Source organism: Proteiniclasticum ruminis DSM 24773, from assembly GCF_000701905.1.
Lineage (GTDB): Bacteria > Bacillota > Clostridia > Clostridiales > Clostridiaceae > Proteiniclasticum > Proteiniclasticum ruminis.
In genome coordinates this window covers 78,359-91,296 of sequence record NZ_JNKC01000006.1, presented here as the reverse complement: position 1 = coordinate 91,296, position 12,938 = coordinate 78,359, and the positions used below count along the sequence as shown (strand labels likewise).

Below are 12,938 nucleotides of genomic sequence, written 5' to 3'. Positions count from 1 at the left end.
CTGAACCTTACAGCTTCATGACCCGAAAGTGACAGTTCCGTCACTTTCGGGTCATGGGATGATTTTATGATTTATAGATTCTCAAGGTGAACTTCGCGCCGCCCTCCAAGGCATTTTCCGCCTTCAATGTTCCGTTCTGCTTTATGAGGATCATGCGGGACAGCGCAAGTCCAATGCCCACGCTGTTCTCCTTGGCATTTTTGCCTTTATAGAACCGCTCGAAAAGATGGGGCAGGTCCTCTTCTGGTATGCCTGGTCCTTCATCCTTAATGACCACCTCAGTAAACAGTACATTTTCCCGGGCTTCCACAAGTATTTTCTTTCCAGGTTCCATATGCTCTATGGCATTTTTCAGAAGGTTCGTCAGTGCCTCTGCGCTCCAGGAAAGATCTCCCATGAAAGAAGCTCCTTCCTCCAGGTGAAGAAGCACCTCCTGATCTCTCAGCTCCAAAGGAATCCGCAAGGGATCCAGCGCCTTGAGCAGAAGGTCTTTTACCTGGACTTCCTTCTTTTCAAAAACAGCCGTATCTGCATCCAGCTTCGCCATTTTAAGAAGAGACCCGATGAGCCAGTCAATCTGGCGAAGGTGACGCACCTCTTCCTGAAGAAGACTCCGTCTTCTATTGACTGGAAGATCCTCTTCCTTCATCCGTTCAGCCAGGAGAAAGAGAGTCGTTAAAGGCGTCCGCACCTGATGGGAGATGTCTTGAAGAGCTTCCACCAGATGGACCTTCTCTTTATGAAGAGCGCTCTGGTTTTCCTGAAGCTTCAGATTCATCTTATGAATCTGAGTCCTTAAGATGGAGAGCTCCCCTTCCTCATACTGGGAGATGGGGGTGAACTGGTCCTGGAAGAGCACCTGGTCCACTTCCTTTGTAAGCAGATCAATCTTTTTATATCTTCTGCCGGTGAAGTAGAGATAAGACATCATTGAAGCACATCCATAGAGGGCAAGAATCAGAAAAGCCTTCTCCGGAAAGAACACAGTCAGGGTGAGCAGCGCTGCAAGAAGCAGACACTGAAAAAGAAGTAGAACACGGATTTCCTTATTCCGAAAAATCTTCATCATTCTTCTACCTTATAGCCTAGGCCCCGCACTGTTTTGATGATCTCGGGATTCTGAGGGTCCTCTTCGATTTTCTCCCGGAGCCTCTTGATGTACACCGTCAGGGTATTGTCACTGACAAAGTCTCCCGCCGCATCCCAAATCTCCTCCAGAAGTTTTGACCGTGACAAAATCATACCTTTATGGGAAAGAAACACCAGAAGAAGCCGATACTCCAGGGCTGACAAAAACACCTCTTCTCCACTTTTCCTCACTGTACCTTTTACTGTATCCACAGAAAGGTGCCGTATTTCCACCACGCTTTGCGCTTTCCCGCTTCTTCGGAGCACATTTTTGATTCTGGAAAGAAGCTCCATGGGCCGGAAAGGTTTTTTCACATAGTCATCGGCTCCCATGTCAAACCCTGCTACGACACTGTACTCATCTCCAGAAGCTGTAAGAAAGATCACCGGAAGGTCTGGCTCCTTGTCTTTGATGGCTCTGCATAACGCAAAGCCATTGCCTTCTGAAAGAGAAATATCCAGAAGACACAAATCAAATGAAAAAAGCGGCAGAAGCTCCAGCGCTTCCTGCTGTCCCTTCGCATTCTCCACCCTGTAGCCTTCTCTTTTCAGAATTTCCACCAAGTTCTCTACAATGGCCTTGTCATCTTCCACCAGTAGAATTGTATTCATCTCTGTCACCTGCATTTCTTGTAATTTTATACTTTCTCTTACTGTACCACAGGAAGTGGTGTTTCCATCTGAAAAAGTTCTTAGAAAGTCCTGAATTTACAGTTATTGAATCGCCGAACATACGCTTCTTTAAAAAGGAGCGTAAAAAAACAGAGGAAAGATCTGATCTTTCACTCTGCTTTAAAATTTACTACATGACCTTTGCTTCTTCTGTCTCCAGCGCCATACATTCTTTGCAGGTGCCTCGGAAGTTGTAGATTTCCTGATCCACCTTGAATCCATGAAGATCATCTGACAGCTCATCCACATTGACCTTGATGTTCACATCAAAGATCTTGCCGCAGACATCACATTTGAAATGCCCGTGCTCCTTGGGATTATAGACGTCATATCTGGCTTCATTGCTGTCAATGGGCAGCACTTCAATGAGTTTATGCTCCAGGAATAGATTCATGGTATTGTACACCGTAGCTTTGCTCAATGTAGGAATCTCATGAATCAGCGCTTCGTAAATGTCGTTTACGGATGGATGATTGTGGTGATGCATCATATATTCAAAAATTCTCTTTCGCTGATAAGAAGGCTTAACCCCCTTCTCGCGAAGGTAAACATCTATGTTGTTTACAATCATCTTTTTCACCTCAATTTATAATGAATTTAATTTAGTTTAATTATAGATTAAATTCAGCACAATTACAAGTCTTCTTTGACATTCAAGGTCTTAAGAGAATCTTATTTTTCTTCCCTTATTTTTCTTCCTGTTCTGCCATGAGCCTTTGGCTCACTTCTCTCATACGTTCATCAATGACCTCTGCGGGAGAAACCTTGGAGATTCTTGAATATCGGTAGTTGGCCGCTGCCGCTTCGATGATGATGGAAATATTTCTTCCGCTTCTCACGGGAACCACCAGCTTCTTCACTTTGACCCCCAGGATCTCCTCAAACTCATCCATCCCCAGACGGTCGTAATCCCCATCATCTCTCCAGTGCTCCAGATGGATGATGAAATCAATGCGCTTATTGGGAATCATGGTGGAAAGACCGTAGAGAGCAGACACATCGATGATGCCAAGACCTCTTACCTCCATCATGCCGAAGGTTATTTCAGGACATCTGCCCCGAAGGACACCATCCACAGCCCGGATATCCACAGCATCATCTGCAACCAGTCTGTGGCCTCTTTTCAGAAGTTCCAGCGTTGCTTCACTCTTGCCGATCCCGCTGACCCCTGTGATAAAGACTCCCATGCCATATATGTCCACTAAAGTACCATGCAGCCTTGTCTCTGGCGCTATCTCGTTGGAGAGATACATGGTCAGCCTGGAAATGAAAATGGTGGAAGAGAGCTTGGTCCGCAGCACCCATCTTTTGTTTCTTCTGGCTGCAGATAGAAGCTCCTCATGGGGCTCCAGATTCCTGGTCATGATGATGCAGGGAATCTCATGGGCCATGAACTTTTCCAGTCTTTTCTCACGGAGCGCAGGAATCAGTTCATCCAGAAAACTCCATTCTCCCATGCCGATGACCTGAACACGGTCTTTGGAAAAATAATTGTAGAATCCTGCCAGCTGAAGACCTGGACGGTTGATGTCATTGATGGTCATTTCGCTGTTGATGGTTCCTTCCTGAAGCACCTCCAGGTCAAACTCCTTGATGAGATTTCTTACTTTAACGGACATAATGGCCTCCTACTTCTTTCCTTTGTAATAAACACCCTGAAGACTGCCACGCATACTCTGTCGGATTCTCTTCAGATATTCTTCGCGGTAAGCCGCGCGTTCTTTCTCTTCTTCTTCGGTCAAATCTCTTTCTCTTGTCATTTTTGTAAACTCATTGATTTTTGCCACGAGCTCGTCGTGTGGTATCTCTTCGTACATTTTATTCCTCCACATATGAAAATTGCTCTGCAGTGAAGCAGAGCAATCATAATCATTTAAGTTCCCGACATGCCGTTCACCTATGAATCCATACCTGCCCTCAGCAGGTGGGTTCGCCTCAAGAAAATTATCTATCTTCTTACGTTCCTAGGAAAAGGTAGCTACCATTTAAGCCTGATATCATTCTCTCTGTTAGCAATCCCGGATCTATAATGTAGGTTGAATATATAGGCTACACGAACACTTCAGGATTTCTTGATTAACTTTATTATAGCACAAATCCTGTATTTTTCAATAAAAGCTCCGGACCATTTTCTTAATATTCAAATAACATTAAGGCTTTACATCTCCAGTTCGTCCAGAATATCTTCCAGATCCTTATCCAGATCTCCCTTGGAGAACAGCATTGCCACTTGGATGGTGTCTGGCTCTTCTGGGTCCATTTCATAAGTCAGGTACTGTGCATCAACACCTTCCTCATCAATGAGCTCCTCGAAAACTTCACCCAGATTATCCACAGCAAGATCAACCAGATAGTTCATCAGGTACTCCTCAGAAGCTTCTGCGTCTTCCTCATCGGTGATTTGCCCTTCAGCATAAGCCTTGGCTGCTTCCATTTCTTCGTCGTCAAAATCATAGAAGGCTGTAGCCACGATGAGCCCTTCCTCTTCTCTGATGATGTCTACGTCTGTGAGACCGTTGTTTTCCAGATATTCTAAAATATTGTCCTTATTCATTCTTACCACCCTCATTGTACAGTAGATTTTTGTATTCTTTTTTGACCTTCATGAACTCTTCATCACTTTCAATGGCATTGAGTTCTTCCTGTCCTTCTTTATTTACATCCACACGGTATACATATTCATCGGCACTATTGTCATCCAGTGGTGCCAGAATTAGATACTTCTGTTCATCCAGATAAATCTCCGCCACAGCTTCCAGCTCTACAACGTTGCCTTCTTCGTCTTTGAATTTTAATATAGTTTTCTCGTCCACGTGTAATCAACTCCTATCACATTTAGATGATACCATTTTGAGCTCCTACTATTCAAGAAGTATTTATCCTGCTGAATTCAAAACTGCTGAATAATCTTCCTGATGCTCTTTCTGCACCGCACGAAAAAAGGAAACTGCTGTCTGGAACAATCGTTCACTCGGCAGTTTCCTTTTTTAACAATTTTACGCCTTCTGGATGATATCCTTCACCTTCATGAGTCTTGTGATGGTACCACGCTCGTTTTCATCCAGCTTCATGCGGATGAACTTGATGGTTTCCTTCAACTCAGGGATGGTTCTGTATTCCAAGGCATTTACTCTTCTTCTTGTCTTTTCAATTTCGTCTGCCATGAGCTGACAGGACTTTTCCACTTCCGCCAGCTCCAGAAGCTGGGGCATGATGGCATAGAGCCTGGAGATGGCATCGTCAAGCTCTGAAGAGGTCTGGGCATATCCGTAAGGATAGATGCTGCCAGGGTCATCCTGAAGTTTTCTGACGAAGTTCATCACAGGAACGTTGACGCTCATGACGTTTTTCTGGCGGATGTCCACAGTGATCTCCTCTTTCGGGATGGCCACCGCTTCTTCCAGAAACTCCGGGCTCATGATGGCGGAAGAGACGAGAAACTCCTTGAACACTTCAATGAGCTCCTTCTCCACGTTCTCACGGAGCGATTTGTTTCTTCGGATCATCTCAATGAATCTTCTCATGAGCTCATCCTGCTTGTCCTTGAGTAGCTTATGACCTCTGGAAGCAGTAACCAGTCTGGCTTTCAGCTTGGTGAGCTCCATACGGGTTGGATTCACGTTCAGTGTAGCCATGATTACTCAACTCCTTCAGCGGCCTTTGGCATATACCTCTCAATATATTCATCACGGATTCTCTTCAGCTCGTTCTTTGGCAGAATGGTGAGAAGTTCCCACCCAAGCTCTAAGGTATCGGTGATTTCTCTGTTGGTTTCATATCCTTGGCTGACATATCTCTTTTCAAAAGCATCCGCAAAGTTCGCAAAAGCCTTGTCAGATTCAGACAGCGCAGACTCTCCAAGAATGACAGAAAGCTCTTTCGCTTCCTTACCAGTTGCATAAGCTGCAAACAGCTGATTCATGGTATCCGCATGGTCTTCTCTGGTCTTGCCGCGGCCAATACCCTTATCCTTCAGACGGGACAGGGATGGAAGCACGTCGATAGGTGGCTCAATGCCTCTCTTGTAGAGGTCTCTTGAAAGAATGATCTGTCCTTCCGTGATATATCCGGTCAGGTCAGGGATTGGATGGGTCTTGTCATCTTCAGGCATGGTGAGAATTGGGATCTGGGTGATGGACCCAGCTCTTCCCTTGATTCTTCCCGCTCTTTCATAGATGGTGGAAAGGTCTGTATAAAGGTATCCAGGATATCCACGTCTGCCTGGCACTTCTTTTCTGGCAGCAGAAGTCTCACGGAGCGCTTCTGCGTAGTTTGTCAGGTCTGTCAGAATAACAAGAACCTGCATGCCCTGCTCAAAAGCAAGATACTCTGCACAGGTCAGTGCCATTCTTGGGGTTGCAATTCTTTCGATGGCAGGGTCATTGGCAAGATTCATAAAGAGTACAGCACGGTCGATGGCGCCGGTCTTTTTAAAGTCGTCAATGAAGAACTCTGCTTCTTCGAAGGTAATACCGATGGCTCCAAAGACCACCGCAAACTTGTCTCCCTTACCAAGAACTCTCGCCTGTCTTGCAATCTGCGCTGCAAGCTCTGCGTGAGGAAGTCCTGAACCGGAGAAAATTGGCAGCTTCTGTCCTCTAACCAAGGTATTCAGACCATCGATGGCTGAGATACCAGTCTGGATAAACTCCGATGGGTAGTCTCTGGAAACGGGGTTGATGGGCACACCATTGATGTCCATACGGGCTTCTGGAATAATTTCAGGTCCACCATCTTTAGGACGGCCAAGACCGTCGAAAATACGGCCGATCATGCTCTCAGAAACGCCCAGTTCCAGGGGCTTTCCAAGGAATCGTACCTTTGTGCCTTTGAGGTTGATACCGGTGGAGCCTTCAAAGAGCTGAACCATGGCTTTGTCGCCATTGATTTCAAGAACTCTTCCTCTTCTCTTTTCTCCGGTCTGCAGCTCGATTTCCACAAGCTCCTCGTACTTGACGCCTTCAACGCCTTCTACAACCATCAGGGGTCCTACAACTTCTGTAACGGATCTATATTCTTTAAGCATTTAGGATCCCTCCTTCTGCAATGAGATCATCAATAACCTTGGTCAGTTCCACTTTGATGTCCTTAATCTTTTCAATGTCTTTTTCTTCCAGATACTTCGCTCTTGCAATACGGTCTCTTACTTCAAGATTGATTAAATCATTGAGGTAAATGCCGTTCTTCAGAGCTCTCTGTCCTTCATGGTAGAAGTGCAGCACAAGATCCAGCATAAGGTTCTGCTTGTCCAGGGAAGAATAGGTATCCACTTCGTGGAACGCATTCTGCTGAAGGAAATCTTCTCGGATGGATTTTGCCGCTTCCAGCTTCAGTTGATCTGCTTCTGAAAGAGAATCACGTCCAACCAGTCTTACAATTTCCTGTAGGGAAGATTCTTCCTGTAAAAGCGCCATAGCCTTTGTTCTGTTGGAAGAGAATTCGTTGTCCACATTCTGATCCATCCAGCCGTCTACTTTACTCTGATACAAGGAGTAAGAGTTCATCCAGTTGATGGCAGGGAAGTGTCTTCTGTAAGCAAGGCTTGCATCCAGTCCCCAGAACACTTTAACGATTCTAAGGGTTGCCTGGGATACTGGCTCGGAAATATCTCCTCCTGGAGGGGATACCGCACCAATGATGGTGAGAGCGCCGATTCTGTCATCAGAACCGTAGCATTTTACCTTACCTGCTCTTTCATAGAACTCCGCTGCACGGGAACCAAGATACGCTGGGTATCCTTCGTCACCAGGCATTTCTTCCAGTCTTCCGGACATCTCTCTAAGAGCTTCTGCCCATCTGGAAGTGGAGTCTGCCATGATCGCTACACTGTAGCCCATGTCTCTGAAGTATTCAGCAATGGTGATTCCGGTATAGATAGAAGCTTCTCTGGCTGCCACTGGCATGTTGGAGGTGTTTGCAATGAGCACGGTTCTCTTCATGAGAGACTCTCCGGTCTTTGGATCCTTGATTTCAGGGAATTCCAGAAGCACGTCGGTCATTTCATTTCCACGTTCTCCGCAGCCTACATATACAACGATCTCAGAATCCGCCCACTTAGCCAGCTGATGCTGCACAACGGTCTTACCAGAACCGAATGGTCCTGGAACTGCAGCAGTTCCTCCCTTTGTGATGGGGAAGAAGGTGTCGATGACTCTCTGCCCGGTGATGAGCGGAGCATCTGGGTTGATCTTGTTCTTATACCCACGTCCACGTCTTACTGGCCATTTCTGAAGCATGGTGATTTCCTCACCGGACTCCAGTACACAGACTGTATCTAGTATTGTGAATTCGCCTTCCTTGATTTCCTTCACTACACCACTCTTGCCATAAGGCACCATGATTTTATGAAGTACAACAGAAGTCTCCTGCACTGTACCCAGCACATCTCCCTGAGAGACTGCATCTCCAGGCTTCACTGCTGGAGTGAATTTCCATAGTTTTTCTCTGTTCAGGGATGGTACAACCACGCCCTTCTCCAGGAAGTCACCCACTTGTTCCATGATCGCATTAAGAGGTCTCTGGATTCCGTCAAACATGGACTCGATAAGTCCAGGTCCCAGTTCCACAGATAGTGGCTCTCCTGTGGTGTACACAGGCTCTCCTGGTCCGATTCCGGTGGTTTCTTCATAAACCTGGATCGAAGCACGGTCTCCTCTCATTTCGATGATTTCACCAATGAGCTTTCTATCTGAAACTTGAACCACGTCATAGACGTTGGCTTCATCCATCCCCTCTGCAACAACAAGGGGGCCGGACACTTTAATTATTTTTCCGACTTTCATTAGAGCGCTCCTTCTATAAAATATTTGAACCGACGGCCTTCTCCACGTTCTCATTGATTCTGTTCAGGCCAATATTAAGACTACCCTGATTGCTGGGGATTAAAATCACCGCAGGCACAGGTTCTCTGTTGTACCGCTCAATGGACTCTGGAATGAGTTCAGCCGACTGTTCAGTGATAAAGACAATACCATATTTATTTTTGGCGAGAGTATCCAAGGTTTTTCTTGTCTCCTCCGCACCAATGACCGGATACACATCCACCCCAAGCGCCTTGAATGGCAGAATGGAGTCTTTGTCTCCGATGACGCCGATTTTATACATACAAATCACGCAACCTTTCCCGGATGGTCTCTGGAGAAAGCTTATTGATCTTGGAGACCATGATGATTCTAAGAGCCTTCACTTCGGCTTCCTTCGCATGAAGGTAGGAGAAGAGAGGTTCCGGTCCGAAGATCACATTCTTGGATCCTTTGTTGAGATTCATCAGCTCATTGTCTGCGATCTTCTCAAACTCACTGAGCCTTCCAGTTTTTCTGAAGGCTTCCAAGCCTAGAAGAATGGGCTTTGAAAGCTTTTCATTCTTCAGCTTCACCATGATGGTGTCCAGAGAGTCATGGATGGCATAAAGCAGGGTCTCCCGCTCAATGTTTCCCCCTGGAAGAAGCACTTCCTCCAGGAACTTCAGATCCTTATCCATCTTCTTTACACGGATGAGGGTTCTGACATTGGCAAAGTCCACCTGATTCTTCACATAGTCCTCAAAGAGAGGAATCTTTGTTTCTTTCGCGATGTGGCCAAGATGCTCATAGTAGGATCGGTCCAGAAGAATATCAATCCTCTGGGGATCTCCTGTTTTCTCATAATCAGAAAGAACCTGAAGCAGCGCTTCTCTTATAGGCTCTTCCAGTTCCCGGTAGTCTCCGGCAGCCAAAGCTGTTTTCACACTGCCCATGTCGCGAGTTCCGTAAGGAACCAAAAGATGGGAAAGTGACTTTCCTGAGATTTTTTCTTTGACCAGGACTTTCAGATTATGATAATCATACTTCATGGCTAGAAGATCCTTTATGACTTTTTCCCCGGTGAGTTCATCCATCAGGTGGTACACCCTTTTCATCTCAAGGGCCAGGACCTGTTCGTAGTCCTCCACTCTCTTGAGGTTCCCAAGATGCTGCTGATATTCGGTCTCACCAAGGATTTTCATGACTTCTTCCAGATTTTCTGCATCCGCCATTCTTTCCAGTCTTGCACGGGTCAGGAGCCGCTTTTCAAGAACCTTGATTCTGATTACAGCTTGGGAAAAATCCATTCTGTTCATGAAATCCCTCCTATTCCCTGAATAATGTGCTTGCTACATCTTTAACCAATTCTTCTCTGTAAAAATCCACCATATCGTTGAAGTTGTAATTGAGGGAGATTTTCTCATCCTGGATTTCAAACCCGGAAGTAACACTGTCCTCAGACACCTTCAGGGATAGCCCCAGATTTTTCACGGTTTCAATATATTCTTCTTTGACCTTCAGAGTTTCTGTACCCTTCAGGTGTAAGGAAGAAATGGTGTTCTTCAGAAAAGCGATGTACTCTTCCTGTGGAAGGTGGGCAAGCTTTTCCTTAGCCTTTTCAAACACCTGGTCAATGACTTTTTGTTTTCCATTTAACAGTTCATTTCTGCGGTTCACTTCCGCATTCGAAACGATTCTTTCTTTCAGAAGATTGGCCTCAAACTTGGCCTTCTCCAGCATCTTTTCCTTCTTTTCCTCTGCCTCTCTTACTTTCTTAGAGATGACTTCTTCTTCAAAAGCCTTGGCGTCACGGAGTTGAAGGTCCGCCTGGATTTTCGCTTCTTCCAGAATTTTATCTGTCAAATTTTCCAGATTGGACATGAACTCACTTCCTTTTCTGTTATTTCGCTTTGACCGTCTTTCTTAGAATGTAACGGAAGAAAGCAGGATCAGAGACATAACGAATGAAAGAAGTGCGTAGGTCTCAACCATTACCGCATAGATGATACCCTTTGTGGAGTGCTCTTCATTCTTTGCAAGAATTGCCAGACCAGCAGCAGCAGCCTTTGACTGGTAAATAGCGGAATAAAGTCCAACGAAAGCGATTGGTAAACAAGCAAAGAAAATATAGAATCCTTGTGCCAGTGACATTTCTACACTAAGGGAACCAAGAGCCATCAGACCGATAACGAATCCATAAAGACCCTGGGTACCTGGAAGCAGCTGAAGTACAAGAGACTTACCAAACTTTTCTGGTTCTTCAATGATGAGCCCTGTTGCAGCCTCACCCACGAGTCCTACACCCTTCGCAGAACCAATACCTGAAAGAATTACCGCCAGAGCAATGCCCAAGACTGCAAATACCACGCCACCATTTTCGATAAACATTTGTGTTAAAGTCATTTTCATATCCTCCTAAAATTATTCAATATTAATATATTTTGATTTATTTCTAAATAGTTTGAAGGGTTTTCCGCCACCATCATAGAACTTACCGAAAAATTCGACATAGGTCAGTCTTGAGGTGTGCACATACGCACTCAGCGCAGACAGGAACAGATTGAATGCCTGTCCAACAACAAAGACAACAACTCCACCAATGATTCCTGGAATTCCTAATGCGAAGAGCATTTCAACCATCATGTTGATGGCTGTTGCAATGAATCCACCAGACAGGGCTAGAGCCATCAGTCTTGAATAGGAAACAAAATCACCAATGTAGCTGGAAATGCCATAGAGACTGTACATTCCACCGGCAAGCTTTCCAACAGCACTTTCATTTTCACGTCCGCCCGTCAGAATAATGCCCACCATTCCAATCACCATGACAATCAGTGAACCTGTGGCCACCATATCCGGCAAGCTTCCTAGGACCATGGAAAGAAGATACACAATTCCACCCATCAGGGCCATGTACCAGAATCCCACATCATAGAGCGCATCTAAAGGCTTTCCGGCCCTAAATGCTAAATAAGCTTTGATTCCCAATGCATAGAACAGATGAATCCCACCAAAAGCGATGGAAACAATAAGAAGCTTATTGTATTCTTCTGCTGGACTGATCAGAGAGAATCCTGGGAATGGAAAACCGAAGAATGATCCGAAGATAAATCCCCAAGCTATGGTAGAAAAACTTAGATAGAAAAGGAATCTCATCATAAGTTTCTGGCCTTTTTCAAGGTTCGCGATTTTCAGAATCGTTCCTGTACCGAGCAGAAGAAGAAGACCATAGCCCCAGTCACCAATCATCATGCCAAAGAAGGCAAAGAAGAAAGGCGCAAAGAGAGGGGTCGGATCAATCGCATCATACGTAGGCAAGGAATACATGGTCGTCAAAGACTCGAAAGCCTCTGTAAACTTACCATTCTTCAGAAGAATCGGAACGGACACATCCTCAGTCTTGGCCTCTTCCAGTTCAAGATAATAGGCCCCTTCCTGAGTCTTTTCCACCGCTTTCCTGAATCCATCGGTTTTGTCAGTGGGTATAAACCCTTCAATGACATTGACGCTGCCAGTTCTTAAGAAGTTGTTCTCCGCAGCATAGCGGAGTCTGAGATTGAGAAGATACTCGTAAACTTCTTCAAATCTTGCCAGATGACCTGCCATGGATTTGATTTCCGCCTGAAGCTTTTTCTTCTCTTCCTTCATTTTCTCAAGAGATTCTTTTCTTTTTTTCATCTCCTCTTCCGGTGTTCCGGAAACAGATAGATTTACTGTGGTATAACTATGGTTTCTGAGGATTTCATTGAAGTCCTCCTTTTCCCTTTTACTGGTGAGACCTATCACATAAGCCTCATCTTTCCCTTCACTGAGGGTTTCCAAATAGGTCTCTTCCAAGGTGCCGAGGGCTTCTTTCAAAGACTCCATCAATTTCTTAGGGATGGTGCCTGTAAATACCTCACTGAACTGAAAATCTCTGAAGAGTCTCACATCATAATCGAGATTTCTCCAAGGTCTCAGCTCTTCCATGGCCGCCTTTTCTTTCAACTCCTCCTGACTGATAAGATCAATCTTTCGGGTCAGTTCTCTGAACTTGTCAATGACAGGTTCATAATCAAAATGGGCCACTTTCTTTTCCAGCTCTTCAAAGGTGAAGGTGTTCTTCCCTTTGATCATGGCTTTCATTCCAGTTTCCCGTTCATCATAGCGTTTCAGAAGATCCATGGCGAACTTAACGTTTTGAATCTTATCCTCAACTTCACTGACTTCATAAGGAATTTCCAGAGATTCCAGTCCTTCTTCCAGATATGCGGTCTGTTCTTTCAGATCTGTGAAATGAACATATCCGAACTTCTGAAGTTCATGAAGGAGCTTATCCCTGTCCGAGTCGAAAGTGAAGAGGCCGAAATTTGACAT

The 12,938-nt window shown here is 45.3% G+C and carries 15 protein-coding genes; all 15 read right to left on the bottom strand.

Annotated features, from left to right (window positions below):
• Window positions 1-64: 64 nt before the first annotated feature.
• A complete protein-coding gene (locus T487_RS0108695) occupies window positions 65-1,069 on the bottom strand; it encodes a sensor histidine kinase (RefSeq protein WP_031576503.1) in 1,005 nt (334 codons plus the stop codon).
• The gene (locus T487_RS0108690; RefSeq protein WP_031576501.1) at window positions 1,066-1,740 is read right to left on the bottom strand and encodes a response regulator transcription factor; all 675 of its coding nucleotides are present in this window, start codon (window positions 1,738-1,740) and stop codon (window positions 1,066-1,068) included. The genes T487_RS0108695 and T487_RS0108690 overlap by 4 nt, the downstream gene beginning before the upstream one ends.
• A gap of 190 nt (window positions 1,741-1,930) precedes the next feature.
• Window positions 1,931-2,371, bottom strand: a complete 441-nt coding sequence (locus T487_RS0108685; protein WP_036909338.1) for a Fur family transcriptional regulator — start codon at window positions 2,369-2,371, stop codon at window positions 1,931-1,933.
• A 115-nt stretch (window positions 2,372-2,486) separates the two neighbouring features.
• Window positions 2,487-3,419, bottom strand: a complete 933-nt coding sequence (hprK, locus tag T487_RS0108680) for an HPr(Ser) kinase/phosphatase (protein ID WP_031576499.1) — start codon at window positions 3,417-3,419, stop codon at window positions 2,487-2,489.
• A gap of 9 nt (window positions 3,420-3,428) precedes the next feature.
• Complete coding sequence (locus T487_RS15440; RefSeq protein WP_036909337.1) at window positions 3,429-3,617, bottom strand: DUF896 domain-containing protein; 189 nt, start codon at window positions 3,615-3,617, stop codon at window positions 3,429-3,431.
• A gap of 341 nt (window positions 3,618-3,958) precedes the next feature.
• Entirely contained in the window at window positions 3,959-4,354 is a 396-nt protein-coding gene (locus T487_RS0108670) for a hypothetical protein (protein ID WP_031576498.1), read from the bottom strand.
• Entirely contained in the window at window positions 4,347-4,613 is a 267-nt protein-coding gene (locus T487_RS0108665; RefSeq protein WP_031576496.1) for a DUF1292 domain-containing protein, read from the bottom strand. Before T487_RS0108665 ends, T487_RS0108670 begins: the two co-directional genes overlap by 8 nt.
• Window positions 4,614-4,796: 183 nt before the next feature.
• Complete coding sequence (locus T487_RS0108660) at window positions 4,797-5,435, bottom strand: V-type ATP synthase subunit D (RefSeq protein ID WP_031576495.1); 639 nt, start codon at window positions 5,433-5,435, stop codon at window positions 4,797-4,799.
• Between the two features lie 2 nt (window positions 5,436-5,437).
• Entirely contained in the window at window positions 5,438-6,826 is a 1,389-nt protein-coding gene (locus T487_RS0108655) for a V-type ATP synthase subunit B (protein WP_031576494.1), read from the bottom strand.
• The gene (locus tag T487_RS0108650) at window positions 6,819-8,582 is read right to left on the bottom strand and encodes a V-type ATP synthase subunit A (protein WP_031576493.1); all 1,764 of its coding nucleotides are present in this window, start codon (window positions 8,580-8,582) and stop codon (window positions 6,819-6,821) included. Before T487_RS0108650 ends, T487_RS0108655 begins: the two co-directional genes overlap by 8 nt.
• Window positions 8,583-8,595: 13 nt before the next feature.
• Window positions 8,596-8,904, bottom strand: coding sequence for a V-type ATP synthase subunit F (locus T487_RS0108645; protein WP_031576492.1), 309 nt, complete (start codon window positions 8,902-8,904; stop codon window positions 8,596-8,598).
• Window positions 8,897-9,898: a V-type ATP synthase subunit C gene (locus T487_RS0108640; RefSeq protein WP_031576491.1), complete on the bottom strand. Its 1,002-nt coding sequence runs from the start codon at window positions 9,896-9,898 to the stop codon at window positions 8,897-8,899. The genes T487_RS0108645 and T487_RS0108640 overlap by 8 nt, the downstream gene beginning before the upstream one ends.
• A 10-nt stretch (window positions 9,899-9,908) precedes the next feature.
• On the bottom strand, window positions 9,909-10,463 hold the full coding sequence (locus T487_RS0108635; RefSeq protein ID WP_031576490.1) for a V-type ATP synthase subunit E: 555 nt from the start codon (window positions 10,461-10,463) through the stop codon (window positions 9,909-9,911).
• A 42-nt stretch (window positions 10,464-10,505) separates the two neighbouring features.
• Entirely contained in the window at window positions 10,506-10,991 is a 486-nt protein-coding gene (locus T487_RS0108630) for a V-type ATP synthase subunit K (RefSeq protein WP_031576489.1), read from the bottom strand.
• A 12-nt stretch (window positions 10,992-11,003) separates the two neighbouring features.
• Entirely contained in the window at window positions 11,004-12,938 is a 1,935-nt protein-coding gene (locus T487_RS0108625; protein ID WP_162178241.1) for a V-type ATP synthase subunit I, read from the bottom strand.

Coding starts and splice junctions, on each gene's coding strand:
- T487_RS0108685 (WP_036909338.1), bottom strand. CDS start 2,371: ATGATTGTAAACAACATAGATGTTTACCTTCGCGAGAAGGGGGTTAAG.
- T487_RS0108640 (WP_031576491.1), bottom strand. CDS start 9,898: ATGAACAGAATGGATTTTTCCCAAGCTGTAATCAGAATCAAGGTTCTT.
- T487_RS0108650 (WP_031576493.1), bottom strand. CDS start 8,582: ATGAAAGTCGGAAAAATAATTAAAGTGTCCGGCCCCCTTGTTGTTGCA.
- T487_RS0108630 (WP_031576489.1), bottom strand. CDS start 10,991: ATGAAAATGACTTTAACACAAATGTTTATCGAAAATGGTGGCGTGGTA.
- hprK (WP_031576499.1), bottom strand. CDS start 3,419: ATGTCCGTTAAAGTAAGAAATCTCATCAAGGAGTTTGACCTGGAGGTG.
- T487_RS0108655 (WP_031576494.1), bottom strand. CDS start 6,826: ATGCTTAAAGAATATAGATCCGTTACAGAAGTTGTAGGACCCCTGATG.
- T487_RS0108695 (WP_031576503.1), bottom strand. CDS start 1,069: ATGATGAAGATTTTTCGGAATAAGGAAATCCGTGTTCTACTTCTTTTT.
- T487_RS15440 (WP_036909337.1), bottom strand. CDS start 3,617: ATGTACGAAGAGATACCACACGACGAGCTCGTGGCAAAAATCAATGAG.
- T487_RS0108635 (WP_031576490.1), bottom strand. CDS start 10,463: ATGTCCAATCTGGAAAATTTGACAGATAAAATTCTGGAAGAAGCGAAA.
- T487_RS0108670 (WP_031576498.1), bottom strand. CDS start 4,354: ATGAATAAGGACAATATTTTAGAATATCTGGAAAACAACGGTCTCACA.
- T487_RS0108625 (WP_162178241.1), bottom strand. CDS start 12,938: ATGTCAAATTTCGGCCTCTTCACTTTCGACTCGGACAGGGATAAGCTC.
- T487_RS0108645 (WP_031576492.1), bottom strand. CDS start 8,904: ATGTATAAAATCGGCGTCATCGGAGACAAAGACTCCATTCTGCCATTC.
- T487_RS0108660 (WP_031576495.1), bottom strand. CDS start 5,435: ATGGCTACACTGAACGTGAATCCAACCCGTATGGAGCTCACCAAGCTG.
- T487_RS0108690 (WP_031576501.1), bottom strand. CDS start 1,740: ATGAATACAATTCTACTGGTGGAAGATGACAAGGCCATTGTAGAGAAC.